Source organism: Ancylobacter mangrovi (assembly GCF_024752335.1).
GTDB classification, from domain to species: Bacteria; Pseudomonadota; Alphaproteobacteria; order Rhizobiales; family Xanthobacteraceae; genus Ancylobacter; species Ancylobacter mangrovi.
This window is the reverse complement of record NZ_JANTHY010000007.1, coordinates 108,108-127,357: the sequence shown is the minus strand read 5'-3', so window position 1 is coordinate 127,357 and position 19,250 is coordinate 108,108. Positions and strand designations below refer to the sequence as shown.

Genomic DNA, 19,250 nt, shown 5'->3' with positions numbered 1-19,250 from the left:
ATGGCCGATCTTTCGCTGGAGCAGGCCGACATCATCGCCCGGGTGACGCTGGAAAAGGCGCGGGGCCTCGACGCCCAGCCGCTGACCGTGGTGGTGCTGGACGCGGGCGGGCACGTGAAGCTCGCCAAGAGGGAGGACGGCAGCGGGATCGTCCGCTTCGAGATCGCCTACGGCAAGGCGTGGGGCGCGCTCGGCATGGGCATCTCGAGCCGGGGCCTCGCCGCGCGGGCGGCGAAGATGGGCACCTTCTTCAACGCGCTGGCCGCGGCCTCGGACGGGCGCATGGTGCCGGTGCCGGGCGGCGTGCTGGTGCGCGACGCGGACAGCCGGATCATCGGCGCGGTGGGCGTGAGCGGCGACACGTCGGACGTCGACGAGACCTGCGCGCTCGCCGGCATCGCGGCGGCCGGGCTCGTCGCCGATACCGAGGAGCGCTGAGCGGTGGGCGGCATCACGGGCGGGCGCATGCTCGAGGGGCGCACGGCGCTGGTGACGGGCGCGGGCAAGGGCATCGGCCGGGCGACCGCGCTGGCGCTGGCGCGGGAGGGCGCGCATGTCGTCGCCGTCGCGCGCACGGCCGGCGACCTCGAGACGCTGGCCGGGGAGGGTGACGGGCGCATCGAGCCCCTCGCCGCCGATGTGCGCGACGATGCCTTCCTCGCCCGGATCGAGGCGATGAGCGGGCTCGACATCCTCGTCAACAATGCCGGCGGCAACCGGCCCCGGATGATGGTCGACGTCGACGACGAGACGCTCGACTGGATGATCGATCTCAACATCCGCTCGGTCTATCGCGTCGCCCGCGCCGCCACGCGGGTGATGGGATCGGGCGGGGTCATCGTCAACATGTCCTCGCAGATGGGCCATGTCGGCTCGCCCAAGCGCACCGTCTACTGCATGAGCAAGCACGCGGTGGAGGGGCTGACCAAGGCGATGGCGGTGGAGCTCGCGCCGCGCGGCATCCGCGTGGTGTCGATCGCGCCGACCTTCGTCATGACGCCGATGACGAAGGGCATGTTCGAGGACCCGGAGTTCAAGCGGTTCGTCTACGACATGTTGCCGATGAACGATTTGCCGACGCCCGAGGACATCGCCGAGTCGATCCTCTACCTGGTGTCGCCCGCCGCGCGCTTCGTGACCGGCGACAGCCTGCGGGTCGATGGCGGCTGGACGGCGCGGTAGATGATCTCCCGCGCGGGTGCTCAGGCGTGGAGCACCTTGCGCAGCGAGGCTTCGATCTGCCCGCCGCAATAGGCGTCGCCATAGTCCTTCCGGGCCCTGGCGGCGAGCTCGGCGAGCGCGGGCACCTCGGCGACGCGCCGCGTCAGGGCGGCGGTCATCGGCGCGGCCTCGTCGAGCAGGGTGCCGATCGCGCCGAAGCGCTCGGTCATGGTGGACCAGAGGGTGGCGGTCACGACGTCGGCGATGCCGGGAGCCTTGCCGCCGAGCAGGAAGCCGGACGTCTTCTTCAGCCCGTGGCGGCGCCCGGTCTCCTCCCAGAACGACATCCATTTCTTCAGGCGCGGGACGAATTCCTCCCAGCGGCTCTCGGTCCACATCTGCCGGCCGCCATCCAGCGTGATCTCGTCGATCACGTCGTTGGCGTCGTTGACGATCTTCATCGTCATGGCGCGCAGGGCCGGGGTGTCGGGCATCAGGTCCAGCGTCTCGCCGAGATAGAGGATGATGGCGGGCATCTGGGCGATGGCGAGGTCGGCCTTCCTGTCGACCAGCAGGGGCGGGCCCATGAAGGGCACGGGCATGTCGCGCGCCGCCTTGTCCATCAATTCGCCGATCGCGGCATCGCCGCCCTCGGTCCAGCTCTTCCCGGCATGGGCGAGCACGGCACGCACGAACTGGCCGCGGAAGGGGACGGACCAGTAATAGAGTTCGTAGTCGGACATTTCACGGATTCCCGGTCGCAGGATCGGTTTCAGCCGATAGCCTTAGCTAATGCAGGATCGCGCCCGGTCCAGCGCCGCCGGCACCGCCCGCGGCACTTTCGGGGCGATACCCGGCGGTTCCGCAGGGCCGCCGGGCAAGCATCGGCCCGCGCCATGTCGCGTGGATGAAGGCCGCCCGGCGACGACGGAGAGCCGCCGGGCGACCCTCTGGTCAGTTCTGGCGCACGCTGCTGGCGGTCTGGCCGAACAGCAGCTTCTTGCCTTCCTCCGTCACCGCCGGCTGGGCGGAGTAGGCATCCGCCCGCGCATAGGCGCGCTGGGTGGCGGGGCGCTCGCGGATAGCGTCGAACCAGCGGCGCAGATTGGCGAAGTCGTCGAGGTTCTGCTGCTGGCGCTTCCACGGCACGATCCACGGATAGCAGGCCATGTCGGCGATGGAGTAGTCGTCGCCGGCGATGAAGGCGCGCCCTTCCAGCCGGCGGTCGAGCACGCCGTAGAGCCGGTTGGTCTCGTTCACGTAGCGGTTGATGGCGTAGGGCAGCTTCTCGGGCGCGTAGACGCCGAAATGGTGGTTCTGCCCGGCCATCGGGCCGAGGCCGGCCATCTGCCAGAACAGCCATTCGAGCACGGTCTTGCGCCCGCGCGTGTCGGCGGGAAGGAAGCGGCCGGTCTTCTCGGCGAGATAGACCAGGATCGCCCCGGATTCGAACACCGTGATAGGCTCGCCGCCATCGGCCGGGTGGAGGTCGATGATGGCGGGCATGCGGTTGTTCGGCGAGAAGGCCAGGAATTCCGGCTTGAACTGGTCGCCGGCGCTGATGTTGACGGGGTGGATGGTGTAGTCCAGCCCCGCCTCCTCCAGGAACATCGTGATCTTGTGGCCGTTCGGCGTCGGCCAGTAATAGAGTTCGATCATCTCGCTCACTCGCTTGTCGTGATGGGCGCTCGCGGCAGGGCCGTCAGAGCGCGGAATGGTCGCGGACCGCCTCCTCGAGCGCCGGCTTCAGGCCGAGGAAGCGCTCGTCGACGGCGGCGGGATCGTCGCGGTTCATGGCGATCATCCTGGCGCGGGCCTCGCCGCCGCGGACCACCTCGAAGGCGCCCGCCTCCATGCCCTCGACGATGGCCTCGGCGACCGCCGAGGCCGGCTCGCGGGAGAAGCCGAGCTCCGGCCCGGCACGGTTGGAGGCCATCATCGGCGTCTCGGTCGCGCCGGGATAGGCGGTCAGTACGTGCACGCCCTCGCCCTTCAGCTCGCGCCGCAGCGCCTCGCCGAAGCGGGCGAGGCCGGCCTTCACCGCGGCATAGCTCGTATAGAAGGGCGCGCCGATGAGCGCGATGCCCGAGGCGACGTTGACCACCATGGCGTCGCCGCCGGCCCGCAGCGCGGGAAGCGCCGCGCGGGTGAGCAGGATCGGCGCCAGCAGGTCGACCGTCACCATCGCCTCGATCTCGGCCTCCGAGGTGTTCTCGAGCCGCCCCGCGCGCACCCCGCCGGCGTTGTTGACGAGGATGTCGAGCCCGCCCAGCGTGTCGAGCGCCTGCTTCAGCGTCGCCGCGCGTCCCTCGGCGGTGCCGACATCGGCGGCGACGCCATGGACCTCGCCGCCGGTCTTCCTCAACTCGTCCACGGCGGCAGCGAGCGTGTCCGGCCGCCGGCCGGTGACGACCACCTTCGCACCCTTGCCGAGGAGCACCCGGGCGATGGCGAGGCCGATGCCGCTGGAGCCGCCGGTGACGAGGACCTTCTTGTCCCTGAGCTGCATGACGGCCTCCTCACGCCACCGGGGACGGGTGGTAGTTGGACGGGAAGAGCGCGCGCCTGGTCTCCTCGTCATTGACCTTCTTGAAGTCGTGGCCGGCGCCGACCTGCCGCGCGCGGGCGACGGCCGGGCGTGCGTCCACCGTCTCGAACAGCCGCTTGAGATTGGGGTAGGGGCCGAGCGGGTCCTCCTCGCCCTTGCGCACGCGCGACGCCCGGTCGAGCCATCCCCAGGCCGAGATGTCGGCGATGGTGTAGCTGTCGCCGACGATATGCTCGCGTCCTTCCAGATGGTCGTTCAGCACCTGGTAGTGGCGCTCGGCCTCGCGGCGGTAACGGTTGCGCGCATAGACCGCGTCTTCCGGCGCCGCGAACTGGAAGTGCACCGACTGGCCGGAGAACGGGCCGAGCCCGGAGGCGAGGAACATCAGCCAGGACAGCAACTCGGGCCGGTCGGCCGGCGCGCCGAGCAGCTTGCCGGTCTTCTCGGCGAGGTAGAGGAGGATCGCGGTGGAATCGAACACGCGCGTCTCCTTACCCCCCGGCCCCTCGGTGTCGACGATGGCGGGCACCTTGCCGTTCGGGTTGATGGCGCGGAAGGCGGGCGCGTGCTGCTCGCCCTTGCTGGTATCGACCGGGACGACCTCGTAGGGCAGGCCCGTCTCCTCCAGGAAGAGCGCGACCTTGGCGGGGTTCGGCGTAGGGTGGAAATAGAAGCGGATCATGGGCGTCTCCTCGGATCAGGTGGATGGGGACGTTCGCCGGTCCGGCGTCGGCCGGGCGGCGAGCAGCACGCCGGCGACGATGACGGCGATGGCGGCGGCTTCGGGAAGGCTCGGCACCTCGCCGAGAATCGGCACCGCCAGCAGCGAGGCGACCGCCGGCAGCAGGGCGATGATGGCGGTGGCGGCGCTGGAGCCGAGCAGGGCGACCGAGCGGTTGAAGGTGATGATGGCGACGCCGCTCATCAGCACGCCCTGGTAGACGACCTGCAGCGCGATCTCGCCCGCCGAGGCATCGGAAAAGCGGCTGAGGCCGAGCAGCCAATAGGCGGGAAGGAACAGCACCGCCGACCAGACGCAGATCAGCGCCGCCGACTGGATCGGGTTCAGCCCGCTGCGGCGATAGAGCAGCGTGTAGGTGGCCCACATGGCGGCGGCGAGCGCGAGCGCGCCGAGGCCGGCCGGGCTCGGTGCACCGTGGACGGCCGCACCCGCGGCGACGAGGGCGGCCATGCCGGCGACGATGGCGCCGTAGCCCACCCAGCGGGCGCGCCCCTGTCGTTCGCGCAGGAAGGTCCAGGCGAAGACCCCGGCGAAGACCGGCATAAGGGCGGGGGTGATCGACGCGGCCTGGGCGGCGGTCGTCAGGCGAAGGCCCAGCGCCACCAGCAGCACGAAGGGAACGCCCCACAGCAGCATGAAGACGAGGCCCTCGCCCCAGGCGGCGAGCGGCAGTCCGCGGCCGGGGCGCAGCACGGCGGGCGCGAGCAGCACCGCGCCGATGCCGAAGCGCAGGGCGGTGATGTCCCAGATCCTGAGCTCGCGCGTGACGCTGAAGCGCGTGACCACGAACCAGCCGGAGAAGATGGTCACCGTCAGCGCCGCCCAGCCGAAGCCGATGAGCAGAGACCGGCTCAGGCGCGGCGCCCGGGCGGACGTACCCGCCTCCCTGTCACGCGGCAGCGCGTCGTCAGCGTTCATCGGGCGACCGCGCCAGCCACGCGGCCGAATTCCGCGTCGAGCACGGCGGGCGGTCGGTTGCGTTCCATGGTGATCGTCCTTCCGGCCCGCTCCGGCGGCTTGAGGCGCCTCGGCCGGCCCTGGTGCGGCGCAGCGCGGCCGCCACCTTGAGTTTTAGTACGTTCATTCTAGAATGCATGCTCGCGCGGAAGCTGGCAAGATGCCGCAAGCGAAGGCGAGCGGGTGAAGGGATGGCGAGGCCGAGGGAATTCGACGAGCAGACGGTGCTGGAGGTGGCGGTGCGGTGCTTCTGGCACCGGGGCTACGACTCCACCTCGGTCAGGGACCTGGTGGAGAGCACCGGCATCACCGCCGCGAGCCTCTACAACGCGTTCGGCGACAAGCGGGCGCTCTACCGCAGGGCGCTCGATCACTACATCGAGAGCAGCATCGCCGACCGCATCGAGCGCTGCGAGACGCTGGCGCCGCGCGCGGCGATCGCGGCCTTCTTCGAGGAGATCGTGGCCCGCTCGCTCGGCGACCACGAGCACAAGGGCTGCATGCTGGTGAACGCAGCGCTCGAGGTGGCGCCGCACGATCCAGGCTTCCGCAAGCTGGTCGCCGACGTGCTGGTCCATATCGAGGACTTCTTCCTCGACCGCGTAAGGGCCGGGCAGGCCGACGGCACGATCACGCGCGCGCAGCCGGCGGAGATGCTGGCCCGCCACCTGCTCGGCGTGCTGATGGGCGTGCGGGTGCTCGCCCGCGTGCGGCCCGAGCGGGCGCTGCTGGAGGGCGTCGTCGCGCCGGCGCTGGCGCTGCTCGCCGGTACCGAGTGGCAGGGCGAGGCCCCCGCCGCGACCCGCCCCCAGTGAGAGCGGGCCGGCGCCCCCCTTGCAGGCCAGCCTTGCTCAGAACAGGCTCTTGCCGCGCAGATTGGTGCGGGCGAGCTCCATCACCTCGTCGCCGCGCCCGTTCATGATCGCCTTCATCAGGAACAGGCTGAAGCCCTTGGCCTGTTCGAGCTGGATCTTCGGCGGCATCGCGAGCTCCTGCTTGGCGGTCACCACGTCGACCAGCACCGGGCCGTCATGCGCCAGTGCCGCCTTCAGCCCGTCCTCCAGCGCGGCGGGCTGCTCGATGCGGATGCCGCGCAGGCCGATCGCCTCCGCCATCGCGGCGAAGTTCGGGTTGTCGAGGCTGGTGTTGCTGTCGAGATAGCCCGCCGCCTTCATCTCCATGGCGACGAAGCCGAGCACGCCGTTGTTCAGCACGACGATCTTCACCGGCAGGTCGAGCTGGCGCAGCGACAGCACGTCGCCCATCAGCATGGAGAAGCCGCCATCGCCGGAGAGCGAGATCACCTGCCGCCCGGGGAAGGCGGCCTGCGCGCCAAGCGCCTGCGGCATCGCATTGGCCATCGAGCCGTGGTTGAAGGAGCCGATCAGCCGGCGCCTGCCGTTCATCTTCAGGTAGCGCGCCGCCCACACGGTCGGGGTGCCGACATCGGCGGTGAAGATCGCGTCCTCCGACGCCAGCTCGCTTACCAGCCGGACCAGATGCTGGGGGTGGATGCGGGGGTCGTCGGCCTTCGGGTAGGCCAGCGCGTCGAGGCCCTTGCGGGCGTCGGCGTAGTGGGCGCGGGCATTGTCGAGGAAGCCGCGCTCGCCCTTGCGCTTGAGGCGCGGGCGCAGCGCCTTCAACGTCGCGCCGATGTCGCCGACGAGGCCGAGCGCGACCGGCGCGCGGCGCCCGATGGCCTCGGGCCGGATGTCGATCTGGGCGATCTTCGCCTTCGTCGGATAGAAGTTGCGGTAGGGAAAATCGGTGCCCAGCAGCAGCAGCGTGTCGCAGTTCTCCATCGCGTGGTAGCCGGAGGAGAAGCCGATCAGCCCGGTCATGCCGACGTCGAACGGGTTGTCCCATTCGACATGCTCCTTGCCGCGCAGCGCATGCACCACCGGCGCGCCCAGCGTCTCCGCCAGCGCCACCACCTCGCCGTGGGCGCCCGCGCAGCCGCTGCCGCACATCAGGGTGACGGCCTGCGCGCCGTCGAGGAGCCCGGCGAGCCGGTCGAGATCCGCGTCGGCGGGCAGGACCACCGGCGGCGCGGCAGGGGCGATCCGCTCGGTGGCGCCGGCCGGGGCGGGCTTCAGCGAGACGTCGCCGGGCAGCACAATGACCGCGACACCGCGGCGCCCGATGGCGGTGCGGATCGCGGTCTCAAGCACGCGGGGGAGCTGCTCCGGGTTGCTGACGAGCTCCACATAATGGCTGCATTCGCGGAACAGCTCCTGCGGGTGGGTCTCCTGAAAATAATGCAGCCCGACCTCGGAGGAGGGGATGTGGGAGGCGATCGCCAGCACCGGCACATGATTGCGGTGGCAGTCGAACAAGCCGTTGATGAGATGGAGGTTTCCGGGCCCGCAGCTTCCCGCACAGACGGCGAGATTGCCGGTCGCGGCCGCCTCGGCCCCGGCCGCGAAGGCGCCCGTCTCCTCATGGCGCACATGCATCCAGCGGATGCTCCCGAGGCGGCGCAGGCTGTCGTTGAAGCCGTTGAGGCTGTCGCCCGTCACGCCCCAGATGCGTTCGACGCCGATCTCGGCGAGCGTGCTGGCGATGAGGTCGGCGCAGGTCGGTGCGGGCATGTCACTCTCGCTTCCAGTTTTGCTTTGCCGGCGCACTATAGGGCGGCCGGACGACACGTCCGCCGGGCGACGCGATGCCGGCATGGAGCCGAACGGCCGGCCCCGGCGGGTACTCCGGGCCCGACAATGCCTGCGTAGCAGAGAGAGGTCGAGCCGGGGCCGGGGTGGAAGCGTGCGATCCCGACCTCGCGCCGGCGGCCGAGGGGGCATGCCGCCAGTGCGGCAACGCGGCCCGGGCGTCGGAAATCGCCTACGGCGCCTTCACATGCTCCTGCCGGAAGCCGAGGCCGATCAACCGGCCGGAGAGGTGGGCGAGGATCGGCCAGCGGGCGATCCAGCGCATGAAGGCGGGCGGGCCGCTGCGCGCGGGCGCCGTCTCGGCTCTGTTTCCGTGGCCCTCTCCTTCGCGCTTGCGCCGGTCGCGGCGCATCATGAGCTGGAGCTTCTGCGTCGCCTTGGTCGGGAAGCTGCGGCGCGATTCGACCGCGGCGAGGTCGCGCTCGCTCAGCGTTCCATCGCGCAGCGGCCGGGAGAGGATGTTCGCGGCCGCCACCGCGTCCTGGATGGCGAGGTTCACGCCGAATCCGCCGATCGGCGACATGGCGTGGGCGGCGTCGCCGATGCACAGCACGCCCGGCCGCCACCAGCGTTTCAGCCGGTCGATCCGCACGCTGAGCAGGTGTACGTCGGCCCAGTCGCGGATCTCCTCCATGCGCGAGGCGGGCAGGGGCGAGACCTGCGCGACCGCGGCCCGCAGGGCGTCGAGCCCGGCCTCCTTCACCTCGGCGAAGCTGCCCTTGCGCACCACATAGCCGCACTGCCAGTAGTCGCCGCGATCGACCATCACGAAGCCCTGGCGCGGGCCGCCATGGCCCATCGTGTAGGGCGGATCGTCCGGCTGGTGGGAGAGCTTCATCCACAGCACGTCGCTCGGGCTGCCGAAGCTTTCCACCTCCAGCCCCGCCTTTTCCCGCACCACGGAGTGGCGCCCGTCCGCGCCGACGACGAGCGCGGCGCGCACCGTCAGATCGCCATCCGGCGTGCGGGCGACGAGGCCGGCGACCTTCACCGATTCGTCAATGATGTCTGTCACTTCCGCCTGAATGATGAGACGGAAATTCGGATGCCGCGCGGCCTCGCGGGCGACGTAGTCGAGAAACTCCCATTGCGGCATGAAGGCGATGAAGCGGCACTGCGTGGGCAGGCGCGAGAAGTCGGCGATGGTGATGTCGCGTCCGCCGATCTCGGCGTGCAGTCGCGGCGCCTCGGTGTGCGGAAGCGCGAGCAGGCCCTCGAGCAGGCCGAGCTCGCGCATGATCTCCAGCGTCGAGGGATGGATGGTGTCGCCGCGAAAGTCGCGCAGGAAGTCGCCGTGCTTTTCCAGCACCGTGACGTCCACCCCGGCGCGCGCCAGCAGCAGTCCGAGCATGAGCCCGCCGGGCCCGGCGCCGACGATGGCGCAACCTGTCTCGATATCAGCCATGCCCTGCCTCCTCACCGCATTCCGGGTCTTTCCTCGAGCCGCCGTCCTCACCCTCCGTTACGGCCGATGGCGGCCGGCGGACGCTACGGGAAACGTTCGCGCCCGGCGATCGGGTGAAGAACCTACGGTCCGCCGAGGTGGGATATTTCGACGCAAGCGCCGCGCGAAAACAATGTTGCCGGCGGCAAGCATCGGCCGGGGCGACGTCCGGTTGCGGAAGGATTCTGGGCGCCGGGCGGCTTCATCGTCCGCGACGAAATGCGCCGCGATATGGACCTATGTCGGGGCTGGACCTTTTTTCGTCTAGCATCATTCTAAGTGTTCGGCGGCGCTGCGAGCTGCCTGACAAGTTCCGTACAAGCCCCGTCATAAGGGCGCCACGAACGATCTCTGCCTGGAAGGACGCCATGAATCGCTACATCACAGCCGCCGCCCTGCTTGTGCTGGGCACGACCGCCGCTCTTGCCCAGAGCCCCGAGGCCGGCGACGCCGACAAGGGCGCCAAGGTCTTCCGCAAATGCATGGCCTGCCATGCGGTCGGCGAGAACGCCAAGAACAAGGTCGGCCCGGAGCTCAACGGCGTCGTCGGGCGGAAGATGGGCTCGATCGAGGGCTTCAGCTATTCCGACACGCTGAAGGAGCACAACGCCAAGGGCGATGTGTGGACCGCCGAGGTGCTCAACTCCTATCTCGAAAACCCCAAGGGCTTCATGCCGGGGGTCAAGATGGTCTTCGCCGGGCTGCCCAAGGAGTCCGACCGCGCGAACATCATCGCCTACCTGTCCAGCTTCAACGCGGACGGCACGCCGAAGAAGTAGCCGCGAGGAAGTAGCCGCCGCGGGTTTCCGCGGGGGAACCGCGCGGAGGCTGCCATGCCTGACGTGCCGAGGCCCGACCGTCGTTCCTTCCTCGCGCTCGCTGCCGCGCTCGTCGCCGGCGGCGGGCGCGCGCGCGCCGCATCGGACCCGCCGGCTGCGGGACCGTCCGGCGGTGCCGCGCCCGTGCCGCTGGAGAAGGTCGCCGACGGCATCTTCGTGTTCCGCGCGCCTTACGAGATCATCGCTCCGTCCAATGGCGGCGCGATCGCGAACATGACGCTGATCGTCGGCGCGGAGGCGGCGGCGGTGGTCGACACCGGCAACAGCCGGCTGGCGGGCGAGCGCATGCTGGCGGCGGTCCGCGCGACGACGGGCCGGCCGCTGCGCTACGTCGTCAACACCCACATGCACCCCGACCACACGCTGGGAAATGCGGCGTTCGAGGCGCAAGGGGTGCGCTTTGTCGCGCATCACAAGATGCCGCGTGCGCTCTCCGTGCGCGCCGACACCTATCTGGCGCAGGTGGACCGGATGCTCGGCGAGCAGGGCAGGGGCACCCGCATCGTGCTGCCGGACCTGCTGGTCGACGACACGCTGACGCTCGACCTCGGCGGGCGCGTGCTGGAGCTGGCGGCGCGCCCGACCGCCCATACGGACAACGACCTGACCATCCGCGACCGGAACACCGGGACCTGGCTGCTCGGCGACCTGCTGTTCGTCGGCCATGTGCCCACCCTCGACGGCAGCCTGCTCGGCTGGCTCGACCTGCTCGGGACGCTCGCCGGCGAATCGGCCCCGCGCGTCGTTCCCGGCCACGGGCCGGCCAGCGTCGAATGGCCGGCGGCCTCCGAGGCCGAGCGGCGCTATCTGGCGGCGCTGCGCGACGATGTGCGCCGGCTCATCGCCGAGGGGCGGCCGATGGGCGACGCCCCCGCCGCGACCGCCCAAAGCGAGCGCGGATCATGGTCGCTGTTCGACGAGTTCAACGCCCGCAACGCCATCGCCGCCTATCACGAGCTGGAGTGGGAATGAGCATGCCGCAGCGCAGCATGACCGCGCCGGCGGCGGGGTAGTTATCTCACGCGCGAGCGACGCGCATACGCACGGGGCAACGGGGCGGGAATTAAGTATAGTTGTCTGGTATATTGTATATTCTTCGCGCTTGCAGCAAAATCATAATAAGACCTATTTCTCATAAGAGTTCTTATTGCGCGTTGTAGGAATTCGGATTAGCCTTCCTTACGTCTTCGGCTTCAACGGCTTTCGAGGGGCAATCCTTCGATCCGGTTCGTAGGCCAGCTTGGGGCAGGAGCCCCCGTGAAGATCCGGCTGATTCTCCCCCAGCCGGTCGTGACACGCTGCCGAGGACGAAAGCTCAGAACGGCAACAAGCCGCGACGGGCCGACCTGTTGGTCGGTCCCGGAGGATCGTTCAGGAGGAGATTTAGGCATGCGCAAGGTTTTGGCAGCAGCATTCATCAGTGCTGCGGCAGCCTATGCTTGGCCGGCTATGGCCAATGACGGGCTGATGACTATCATGAAAGACCCCAAGCAGTGGGGTATTCAGACCGGCGACTACGCCAACACCCGTTATTCCAAGCTCGACCAGATCAATGCCGGCAATGTCGGCAAGCTTCAGGTGGCCTGGACGTTCTCGACCGGTGTGTTGCGCGGCCATGAAGGCGGCCCGCTCATCATCGGCGACATGATGTACGTGCACACGCCCTTCCCCAACATCGTCTACGCGCTCGACCTCAACAACGATGGTCGCATCGTGTGGAAATACGAGCCGAAGCAGGATCCGAACGTCATTCCGGTGATGTGCTGCGACACCGTCAACCGCGGTCTCGCCTATTCCGACGGCATGATCTTCCTGCACCAGGCCGACACGACGCTGGTGGCGCTCGACGCCAAGACCGGCGAGAAGAAGTGGTCGGTCGTCAATGGCGATCCGAAGAAGGGCGAGACCAACACCGCGACCGTACTGCCGGTCAAGGACAAGGTGATCGTCGGCATCTCGGGTGGTGAGTTCGGCGTGCGCTGCCACGTGACCGCCTATGACGCCAAGACCGGCAAGCAGGTCTGGCGCGGCTACTCGATGGGCCCGGACAGCGAGCTCCTCGTCGACCCCGAGAAGACGACCGCGCTCGGCAAGCCGATCGGCAAGGATTCGTCGCTGAAGACCTGGGAAGGCGATCAGTGGAAGATCGGCGGCGGTTGTACCTGGGGCTGGTACTCCTACGACCCCGAGACCAACCTCGTCTATTACGGCTCGGGCAACCCCTCCACCTGGAACCCGTCCCAGCGCCCCGGCGACAACAAGTGGTCGATGACCATCTGGGCCCGCGATGCCGACACCGGCATGGCCAAGTGGGTCTACCAGATGACCCCGCATGACGAGTGGGACTTCGACGGCGTGAACGAGATGATCCTCACCGATCAGCAGTTCAACGGCCAGCCGCGCAAGCTGCTCACCCACTTCGACCGTAATGGCTTCGGCTACACGCTGGACCGCGTGACCGGCGAGCTGCTGGTCGCCGAGAAGTACGATCCGGCGGTCAACTGGGCCACCAAGGTCGACATGGACAAGAACAGCCCGACCTATGGTCGTCCGCTGGTCGTCGCCAAGTATTCGACCCAGGAGCAGGGCGAAGACGTGAACACCAAGGGTATCTGCCCGGCGGCGCTCGGCACCAAGGACCAGCAGCCGGCGTCCTACTCGCCCAAGACCAACCTGTTCTACGTGCCGACCAACCACGTCTGCATGGACTACGAGCCCTTCCGCGTCAGCTACACGGCGGGCCAGCCCTATGTCGGCGCCACCCTGTCGATGTTCCCCGCGCCGAACAGCCATGGCGGCATGGGCAACTTCATCGCCTGGGACAACACCAAGGGCAAGATCGTCTGGTCGCTGCCCGAGCCGTTCTCGGTGTGGTCGGGTGCCCTCGCCACCGCGGGTGACGTGGTGTTCTACGGCACGCTGGAAGGCTACCTGAAGGCGGTCGACGCCAAGACGGGCAAGGAGCTCTACAAGTTCAAGACCCCGTCCGGCATCATCGGCAACGTCACCACCTATGAGCACAACGGCAAGCAGTACATCGCCATCCTGTCGGGCGTCGGGGGATGGGCGGGCATCGGCCTCGCGGCCGGCCTGACCGATCCCAATGCCGGCCTCGGCGCGGTGGGCGGCTATGCGGCTCTGTCGAACTACACCAACCTCGGTGGTCAGCTCACGGTGTTCGCGCTGCCGAACTGAGAACGTGCTTGGAGGCGCTCCGCACGCGGGGCGCCCTCCTGAACGAAGGGGGCCTGGCCGCCGGCTTGTCCGGTGTGCCGGGCCCCGCCGTCTCGGGCCACCCAAGTTTATGAAGTTCTTAGAACAATTCCGAATCCAGGCACACGCTGCCCCCTGTGACCGGCCCGCGCCGGCCTCGCCGATCCCGGCGCTCCGGCCTCCTGACCCAGCGGCGCCCTGAGGAGACTGATCGATGAAGAATCCTGTTCGCGGATGGCTTGTTTCCGGCATCCTGCCGGCGTCCGCCGGCGTATCGGCCCTGGTCCTCGCGACCACCCTCGTGATGCCGATCCCCTCCCATGCCCAGGAAGCCGCGGCCCCGGCCTCGGCCGCCGAGCCGGTGACCAAGGAAAAGGACGATCTGGGCGAGTACACGCTTCCGGACGGGACACCGACCTACAACATCGGCAAGGACGGCACGGTCGACTGGTACACGTACAGCGGATACCGGCGCTATCACGCCGAATGCCATGTCTGCCACGGCCCCGACGGCATGGGCTCGACTTACGCCCCCGCGCTCGCCGACTCGCTGAAGACGATGACCTACGAGCAGTTCATGGAGACGGTCGTCAACGGCAAGAAGAACATCGGCGTGGGCACGGCGGACCAGGTCATGCCGTCCTTCGGCGAGAACAAGAACGTCATGTGCTATCTCGACGACATCTACATCTATCTGAAGGCCCGCGCCGACGGCGCGCTCGGCCGTGTCCGGCCGAGCAAGCGCGAGGACAAGTCCAATGCGTACAAGGAAAACGAGGACCAGTGCTTCGGCCGGGCGGGCTGAGGCGATGGGTGCGCTCGCGCGCGCCGCGTCGCGCTGCCTGCCCGCGGCGGCGGCCGGGCTGCTGGTCGCCGCGCTCGGCGGCGTGACACCGGCTTCGGCCCAGGTCTCCGATCTCGTCGATCGCTCGACCCTGCGCGTGTGCGCGGATCCCGCCAACATGCCCTTCACCAACGAGGAGGGTGAGGGGTTCGAAAACAAGATCGCCGAGCTTCTCGCCAAGAAGCTCGGCCTCGAGCTCGACTACACCTGGTTCCCGCAGGCCACCGGCTTCTACCGCAAGACGCTCGGCTCGCGGGTTTGCGACGTGGTCATGGGCTATGTGGTCGGCGCGGATCCGGTGCTCAACACCAATCCCTACTACCAGTCGGCCTGGGTGCTGATCACCCGGAAAGACGGGGACCTCGCCGGCGTCGACACGCTGGAGGACCCGCGCCTCAAGGGACGGCACATCGGCGTGGTGGCCGGCACGCCTCCGGCGGACCTGCTGGCCCGCAACGGGCTGATGGGAATGGCGCGGCCCTATTCGCTGATGGTCGACCGGCGCTTCGACAGCCCGGCCGAGACGATGATCGCCGACATCGATGACGGCACCATCGACGCCGGCATCCTGTGGGGGCCGATCGGCGGCTATTTCGCCAAGGCCTCGTCCGAGCCGCTCACGGTCACCCCGCTGGTGAAGGAGAAGGGCGATCCCTCGCTCGTCTACCGCATCACCTTCGGCATCCGCCCGGGCGAGCTCAACTGGAAGCATCAGCTCAACGGCTTCATCGCCGAGGAGCAGGGTGCGATCAACCGCATTCTCGCAGAGTACGGCGTGCCGCTGCTCGACGCGCAGAACCGGCCGATCGAGCCGGCGCCCTGAGACCGGGTGGCGGCTACTGGGAGGCATCATGAGCCCGCACCACGAACCGCCACTGACCCGCCTCGCCTGGATCGGCATCGTCGGTCTGGCCCTGGTCCTGTTCGCCCTCTCGCCGGTGGCGGGGCAGACCCCGGCGAACACGCCCGCCACGGCGAGCACGCCCGCCACAGCGGAGGCGCCCGTGCCGGAGCCGGACGGCTACCGCATGGACGCCTATCGCGCGCCGACCCCGGCGACGCTGAAGGGCGCGCGCGTGATCGACACCGCCGAGGCCGAGCGCCTCTGGCGCGACAAGGCCGCGATCTTCGTCGACGTGCTGCCGCGCGACGTGAAGCCGGCAAACCTTCCGCCCGGCACCATCTGGCGCGACAAGAAGCACGACAACGTACCGGGCAGCGTGTGGCTGCCCAATGTCGGCTACGGCGTGCTCAACGCGGAAATGGACGACTATTTCCGCCACGGCCTCGCCGTGCTTGCCGATGGCCGGCAGGACGCGCCGCTGGTCTTCTACTGCAAGACCGATTGCTGGATGAGCTGGAACGCGGCCAAGCGCGCCATGACGTATGGCTATACCAACATCGTCTGGTACCCTGGCGGCAGCGATGGCTGGGCGCAGGCCGGCTTGCCGGTGGAGCAGGCCAAGCCGCAGGAATAAGCCGCAGGAATAAGGCGACAGGCGCCCGCCCGGAGCCCGTTGCGAGAGGCGGGGGCAGGGTGCGCATGCGCGACTGGCTGGTGGGTCACTGGGTCGCCGGCGCCGGCTTCATGGCAGCGGCGCTGCTGGCGGTCGTGCCGGCGCTGACGCTTCCCCCGGTGGTGCTGCTGATCTTCCTGCACAGCCCGGGCTACATGATCCATCAGGTCGAGGAGCATGCCGGCGACCGCTTCCGCCGCTTTGCCAACACGGTGGTGTTTGACGGGCGCGAGGGGCTTACGCGCATGGCGGTGCTGGTGGTCAACCTTCCCATCGTCTGGGGCCTGAACCTCGCCGCCTTCTATGCGGCGCTCGCCTATGGGCCGGGCTACGGGCTGGTGGTACCCTATGCCATGCTGGTCAACGCGCTGACCCACGTGGCGGTGGGTGCGCGCCTGCGCCGCTACAATCCCGGCCTCGCGACCTCGCTGGTGCTGTTCCTGCCGCTGAGTCTGGCGACGCTGTTCGCCGTCGTCGCGACTGGCGCCGCCTCGCTTCCCGCCCATCTGTGGAGCCTTGCCGGCGCGCTCGTGCTGCACCTCGCCATCATCGCGCAGGTGAAGTTCCGGCTCAGGCGGCTCCCCGCCTGAGCGTCGCGGCGCGCGGGCCTCAGTCCATCACGTTCTGGATCGCGCGGGCGAGGGCGAAGACGCGCTGCTCGAGGATCACCGGGCTCTCGCAGACCGCCGAGACTGCCTGGTGGCGGGCGTCGTAGATGCGGGTATCCCAGAGCACTTCTTTTTCCAACTCGGCGGTCGAGCCTGCCTGACCATTGCCGCCCTGGCTGGCGGTGCTGGAGCCTCCCGCGGCCGCGCCGCTCGGCGCTGCGCCGTCCGGCGCGGTGGCGGCCTTGGCGTCCGGGGCGCTGGCGTCGGTCTTTCCGGCCGCCGCCTTCTTCTCGGCCTTCTTGGCCCTGGAGAGCTCCAGGCTCTCCTCCTTGATGCGCTTGGACAGGTCGACCTGGTGCTTCGAGTAGCGCTCGATGCCGGCGAGGATGCGGCTGCGCTGGGTGTTGATCTCGTCGAACACGCCGGCGAACAGCATGGTCAGCCGCTTGTTCTTGTCGGCGCCGCTGCCGGCGTCGGCGGCGAAGGCGTTGATGAGGCTGTCGGCCTCGTCCATCGGCGTGCGGCGCGCGGCGAGGATCGGCACCAGCTCCGCGACCTTCGGATCGTCGTGCCAGTTGATCCCCTCGATCGTGGGGCCGGCCCACATCTGCCCGGCGGCGAGGGTCGGCACCTTGGGCTGGATGCAGGGCCACAGCGGGTCGGCGCCGCCGGCGGCATGCGCGGGCGCGGCGGCGAAGGCGAGGCCCAGCGCGCCGGCGGCGCACAGCGCGGCAGAGAGCGCCGTACGTCGGAGCGGGGCGTCGGGGCGAAGGCGGAAGCGGCGTGCGGGCATCGGGGCGTCCTCGAAAGCGTTTCTGTTCTGGTTTTTATGGTCGTTCACGGCCGGCACTGGCGGCCGGCCGGCGGATCGAATTGGTGGCCGGCCTCATCCGGCGTTGTCGGGCCCGCCGCGGCGGGCCATCACGCCGGCGGAAGGATCGTAGGCGAAAATGGCGGCGCCGAGAAAGACCAGCGCGCAGCCGGCCACCACGGCCGTGGCGAGCGGGTTGAACTGGCCGTAGAGCGCGAAGCGGATCAACTCCACCGCGTAGGAGAACGGGTTCAGCGTGCAGATCCACCACAGCACCAGGCTGCTCTCCTGCACCCGCCACAGCGGGTAGAGCGCGGAGGAGGCGAAGAACATCGGGAAGATGACGAAATTCATCACGCTCGCGAAGTTCTCCATCTGCCGGAACACCGAGGACAGCAGCAGGCCCATCGCCCCCAGCATCAGCCCGGAGAGCATGAGCGCGGGCAGCACGGTGAGGTAGCCGATCGGCGGCAGCTCGACGTCCCAGAACCAGGCGACCAGCAGGAACGCGTAGACCTGCAGCAGCGAGACGCAGATGCCGGCGACGAGCTTGGAGACCAGCAGGAACCAGCGCGGATAGGGGCTGACCAGCAGGATCCGCATCGCCCCGACCTCGCGATCATAGACCATGGAGAGCGAGGACTGCAGGCCGTTGAAGAGCTGGATCATCGCCACCAGCCCGGGCGTGACGTAGACCTCGTAGAGCACGTAGGTCTCGTAGGGCGGGATGATCGACACGCCCAGCACCGAGCGGAAGCCAGCGGCGAAGATGAAAAGCCACACCAGCGGACGCACCAGCGCCGACAGGAACCGGCCGCGCTGGTTGAGGAAGCGCAGCCCCTCGCGCCAGCAGATGCCGGCGAGGCAGATGGCGTAGCCGGAAAGCGGCAGGCGGAAGCTCTCGGTGGGTGCCACATGGCGCTGGTCGGACGGGGGCGGAGCGGGCGCGCGTTCGGGCAAGGGCGCGGCGCCCGCCTCGATGTCGCGCGTGCCGGTGCGGCGCGCGTTCATGCCGGCACCTCCGCGTCTTCGCCGACCAGCGCGAGGAAGGCGGCCGCCAGCGTGCCGGCGCCGGCGGAAATCTCGCCGGCCCGTCCCTCGGCGCGCACGCGGCCGCGATGGAGCACCACCACCCGGTCGTTTGGCAAGATCTCCTCGATGATGTGGGTCGCCCACAGGACGCCGATGCCTTCCTCGGCGACGAGGGCGCGGACCTGCGCCAGCAGCGCGGCGCGCGAGGCGATGTCGAGCCCGACGGTCGGCTCGTCGAGCAGCAGCAGGCGGGGGCGGTGGATCAGCGCGCGGGCGATCTCGACCCGGCGCATCTGGCCGCCGGAGAGGGTGCGCACCTTGTCGCGGGCGCGCTCGCCAAGGCCCGCCTGCTCCAGCACCTCGCCCGCCCGGCGGCGCCCGGCGGCGAAGCCCATGCCGTGCAGGGTGGCGTGGTAGAGCAGGTTCTGCTGCACGGTGAGCTCGAGGTCGAGCGTGCGGGCCTGAAACACCACGCCGAGCCGGCTGAGCGCGGCGGCGGCCTGGCGCCGCACGTCGTAGCCCAGCACCCGGATCGTGCCGCTGCGGTTGTCGTAGAGCCGCGTGACCAGCGAAAACAGCGTGGTCTTACCCGCGCCGTTGGGGCCGAGCAGCGCGGTGAAACTCGCCGCCGGAACGGTGAGGCTCACCCGGTCAAGCGCCTTGCGGCTGCCAAAGCTGTGGGTCACGTCGGTCACGGCGAGCGCCGGCTCGCGGGCGGGGAGCCTAGCGTCGGGGAGGGGAGCGGTCGGCGATTCCGTCATCGGCAGTCCGGTCGGAAGGAAGGCCCCGGCACGCGGCCGGGGCCAGTCGGATCTTCAGGAGAATGAACGCGCGAACGTCGTCATGTGAAACTTCTTTTCATGCC

20 protein-coding genes are annotated in these 19,250 nt (G+C 69.2%); 10 read left to right on the top strand and 10 right to left on the bottom strand.

Annotation, left to right across the window (positions count from 1 at the left end):
* On the top strand, window positions 1-438 hold the full coding sequence (locus NVS83_RS17785; protein ID WP_258740509.1) for a GlcG/HbpS family heme-binding protein: 438 nt from the start codon (window positions 1-3) through the stop codon (window positions 436-438).
* Window positions 439-441: 3 nt separating this feature from the next.
* Entirely contained in the window at window positions 442-1,182 is a 741-nt protein-coding gene (locus NVS83_RS17780) for an SDR family NAD(P)-dependent oxidoreductase (protein ID WP_258740508.1), read from the top strand.
* A gap of 20 nt (window positions 1,183-1,202) precedes the next feature.
* On the opposite strand, the gene gst is transcribed toward NVS83_RS17780, so the two are convergent.
* The 5 genes from gst to NVS83_RS17755 form a co-directional block, all read right to left on the bottom strand.
* A complete protein-coding gene (gst, locus tag NVS83_RS17775; protein WP_258740507.1) occupies window positions 1,203-1,904 on the bottom strand; it encodes a glutathione transferase, Atu5508 family in 702 nt (233 codons plus the stop codon).
* A 211-nt stretch (window positions 1,905-2,115) separates the two neighbouring features.
* Window positions 2,116-2,820 (bottom strand): glutathione binding-like protein, encoded by a 705-nt coding sequence (locus tag NVS83_RS17770; RefSeq protein ID WP_258740656.1) that lies wholly within the window; start codon window positions 2,818-2,820, stop codon window positions 2,116-2,118.
* Window positions 2,821-2,863: 43 nt separating this feature from the next.
* On the bottom strand, window positions 2,864-3,670 hold the full coding sequence (locus tag NVS83_RS17765) for an SDR family NAD(P)-dependent oxidoreductase (RefSeq protein ID WP_258740506.1): 807 nt from the start codon (window positions 3,668-3,670) through the stop codon (window positions 2,864-2,866).
* 10 nt (window positions 3,671-3,680) lie between these two features.
* A complete protein-coding gene (locus NVS83_RS17760) occupies window positions 3,681-4,391 on the bottom strand; it encodes a glutathione S-transferase family protein (protein WP_258740505.1) in 711 nt (236 codons plus the stop codon).
* A 15-nt stretch (window positions 4,392-4,406) separates the two neighbouring features.
* On the bottom strand, window positions 4,407-5,369 hold the full coding sequence (locus NVS83_RS17755) for a DMT family transporter (protein ID WP_258740504.1): 963 nt from the start codon (window positions 5,367-5,369) through the stop codon (window positions 4,407-4,409).
* Window positions 5,370-5,599: 230 nt separating this feature from the next.
* Between NVS83_RS17755 and NVS83_RS17750 the strand changes: the two genes are divergently transcribed.
* Window positions 5,600-6,223 (top strand): TetR/AcrR family transcriptional regulator, encoded by a 624-nt coding sequence (locus NVS83_RS17750; protein WP_258740503.1) that lies wholly within the window; start codon window positions 5,600-5,602, stop codon window positions 6,221-6,223.
* Between the two features lie 36 nt (window positions 6,224-6,259).
* On the opposite strand, the gene poxB is transcribed toward NVS83_RS17750, so the two are convergent.
* Complete coding sequence (gene poxB / locus NVS83_RS17745) at window positions 6,260-7,999, bottom strand: ubiquinone-dependent pyruvate dehydrogenase (protein WP_258740501.1); 1,740 nt, start codon at window positions 7,997-7,999, stop codon at window positions 6,260-6,262.
* A gap of 250 nt (window positions 8,000-8,249) precedes the next feature.
* Complete coding sequence (locus NVS83_RS17740; RefSeq protein ID WP_258740500.1) at window positions 8,250-9,482, bottom strand: FAD-dependent oxidoreductase; 1,233 nt, start codon at window positions 9,480-9,482, stop codon at window positions 8,250-8,252.
* A gap of 407 nt (window positions 9,483-9,889) precedes the next feature.
* Here NVS83_RS17740 and NVS83_RS17735 point away from each other — a divergent pair, with 407 nt between their 5' ends.
* The 7 genes from NVS83_RS17735 to NVS83_RS17705 all read left to right on the top strand — a co-directional run bounded on the left by NVS83_RS17735 (window position 9,890) and on the right by NVS83_RS17705 (window position 16,524).
* Complete coding sequence (locus NVS83_RS17735; protein WP_258740499.1) at window positions 9,890-10,300, top strand: c-type cytochrome; 411 nt, start codon at window positions 9,890-9,892, stop codon at window positions 10,298-10,300.
* 54 nt (window positions 10,301-10,354) lie between these two features.
* Window positions 10,355-11,332 carry a quinoprotein relay system zinc metallohydrolase 2 gene (locus tag NVS83_RS17730; protein ID WP_258740498.1) on the top strand — a complete coding sequence of 326 codons (978 nt, stop codon included), beginning with the start codon at window positions 10,355-10,357 and terminating at the stop codon, window positions 11,330-11,332.
* Between the two features lie 477 nt (window positions 11,333-11,809).
* Complete coding sequence (xoxF5, locus tag NVS83_RS17725) at window positions 11,810-13,555, top strand: lanthanide-dependent methanol dehydrogenase XoxF5 (RefSeq protein ID WP_309486217.1); 1,746 nt, start codon at window positions 11,810-11,812, stop codon at window positions 13,553-13,555.
* A gap of 232 nt (window positions 13,556-13,787) precedes the next feature.
* On the top strand, window positions 13,788-14,378 hold the full coding sequence (locus tag NVS83_RS17720) for a c-type cytochrome, methanol metabolism-related (RefSeq protein WP_258740496.1): 591 nt from the start codon (window positions 13,788-13,790) through the stop codon (window positions 14,376-14,378).
* A gap of 4 nt (window positions 14,379-14,382) precedes the next feature.
* The gene (locus NVS83_RS17715) at window positions 14,383-15,240 is read left to right on the top strand and encodes a substrate-binding domain-containing protein (protein ID WP_258740495.1); all 858 of its coding nucleotides are present in this window, start codon (window positions 14,383-14,385) and stop codon (window positions 15,238-15,240) included.
* Between the two features lie 28 nt (window positions 15,241-15,268).
* Window positions 15,269-15,895: a PQQ-dependent catabolism-associated CXXCW motif protein gene (locus tag NVS83_RS17710; RefSeq protein ID WP_258740494.1), complete on the top strand. Its 627-nt coding sequence runs from the start codon at window positions 15,269-15,271 to the stop codon at window positions 15,893-15,895.
* Window positions 15,896-15,960: 65 nt separating this feature from the next.
* On the top strand, window positions 15,961-16,524 hold the full coding sequence (locus NVS83_RS17705) for an HXXEE domain-containing protein (RefSeq protein ID WP_258740493.1): 564 nt from the start codon (window positions 15,961-15,963) through the stop codon (window positions 16,522-16,524).
* A gap of 19 nt (window positions 16,525-16,543) precedes the next feature.
* Here the strand turns inward: NVS83_RS17705 and NVS83_RS17700 are convergent, their stop codons facing one another.
* From NVS83_RS17700 to NVS83_RS17690, 3 genes are all read right to left on the bottom strand, one after another.
* On the bottom strand, window positions 16,544-17,335 hold the full coding sequence (locus NVS83_RS17700; RefSeq protein ID WP_258740492.1) for a hypothetical protein: 792 nt from the start codon (window positions 17,333-17,335) through the stop codon (window positions 16,544-16,546).
* Between the two features lie 93 nt (window positions 17,336-17,428).
* Window positions 17,429-18,244 (bottom strand): lanthanide ABC transporter permease protein PedC, encoded by an 816-nt coding sequence (locus NVS83_RS17695; protein ID WP_258740655.1) that lies wholly within the window; start codon window positions 18,242-18,244, stop codon window positions 17,429-17,431.
* Between the two features lie 116 nt (window positions 18,245-18,360).
* Window positions 18,361-19,146, bottom strand: a complete 786-nt coding sequence (locus NVS83_RS17690; RefSeq protein WP_258740491.1) for a lanthanide ABC transporter ATP-binding protein PedB/LutE — start codon at window positions 19,144-19,146, stop codon at window positions 18,361-18,363.
* Window positions 19,147-19,250: the final 104 nt, after the last annotated feature.

Excerpts from the sequence above, each read along its gene's own strand:
- NVS83_RS17785 (WP_258740509.1), top strand. The coding sequence starts at position 1 with ATGGCCGATCTTTCGCTGGAGCAGGCCGACATCATCGCCCGGGTGACG.
- gst (WP_258740507.1), bottom strand. The coding sequence starts at position 1,904 with ATGTCCGACTACGAACTCTATTACTGGTCCGTCCCCTTCCGCGGCCAG.
- NVS83_RS17770 (WP_258740656.1), bottom strand. The coding sequence starts at position 2,820 with ATGATCGAACTCTATTACTGGCCGACGCCGAACGGCCACAAGATCACG.
- NVS83_RS17765 (WP_258740506.1), bottom strand. The coding sequence starts at position 3,670 with ATGCAGCTCAGGGACAAGAAGGTCCTCGTCACCGGCGGCTCCAGCGGC.
- NVS83_RS17760 (WP_258740505.1), bottom strand. The coding sequence starts at position 4,391 with ATGATCCGCTTCTATTTCCACCCTACGCCGAACCCCGCCAAGGTCGCG.
- NVS83_RS17755 (WP_258740504.1), bottom strand. The coding sequence starts at position 5,369 with ATGAACGCTGACGACGCGCTGCCGCGTGACAGGGAGGCGGGTACGTCC.
- NVS83_RS17750 (WP_258740503.1), top strand. The coding sequence starts at position 5,600 with ATGGCGAGGCCGAGGGAATTCGACGAGCAGACGGTGCTGGAGGTGGCG.
- poxB (WP_258740501.1), bottom strand. The coding sequence starts at position 7,999 with ATGCCCGCACCGACCTGCGCCGACCTCATCGCCAGCACGCTCGCCGAG.
- NVS83_RS17740 (WP_258740500.1), bottom strand. The coding sequence starts at position 9,482 with ATGGCTGATATCGAGACAGGTTGCGCCATCGTCGGCGCCGGGCCCGGC.
- NVS83_RS17735 (WP_258740499.1), top strand. The coding sequence starts at position 9,890 with ATGAATCGCTACATCACAGCCGCCGCCCTGCTTGTGCTGGGCACGACC.
- NVS83_RS17730 (WP_258740498.1), top strand. The coding sequence starts at position 10,355 with ATGCCTGACGTGCCGAGGCCCGACCGTCGTTCCTTCCTCGCGCTCGCT.
- xoxF5 (WP_309486217.1), top strand. The coding sequence starts at position 11,810 with ATGGCCAATGACGGGCTGATGACTATCATGAAAGACCCCAAGCAGTGG.
- NVS83_RS17720 (WP_258740496.1), top strand. The coding sequence starts at position 13,788 with ATGAAGAATCCTGTTCGCGGATGGCTTGTTTCCGGCATCCTGCCGGCG.
- NVS83_RS17715 (WP_258740495.1), top strand. The coding sequence starts at position 14,383 with ATGGGTGCGCTCGCGCGCGCCGCGTCGCGCTGCCTGCCCGCGGCGGCG.
- NVS83_RS17710 (WP_258740494.1), top strand. The coding sequence starts at position 15,269 with ATGAGCCCGCACCACGAACCGCCACTGACCCGCCTCGCCTGGATCGGC.
- NVS83_RS17705 (WP_258740493.1), top strand. The coding sequence starts at position 15,961 with ATGCGCGACTGGCTGGTGGGTCACTGGGTCGCCGGCGCCGGCTTCATG.
- NVS83_RS17700 (WP_258740492.1), bottom strand. The coding sequence starts at position 17,335 with ATGCCCGCACGCCGCTTCCGCCTTCGCCCCGACGCCCCGCTCCGACGT.
- NVS83_RS17690 (WP_258740491.1), bottom strand. The coding sequence starts at position 19,146 with ATGACGGAATCGCCGACCGCTCCCCTCCCCGACGCTAGGCTCCCCGCC.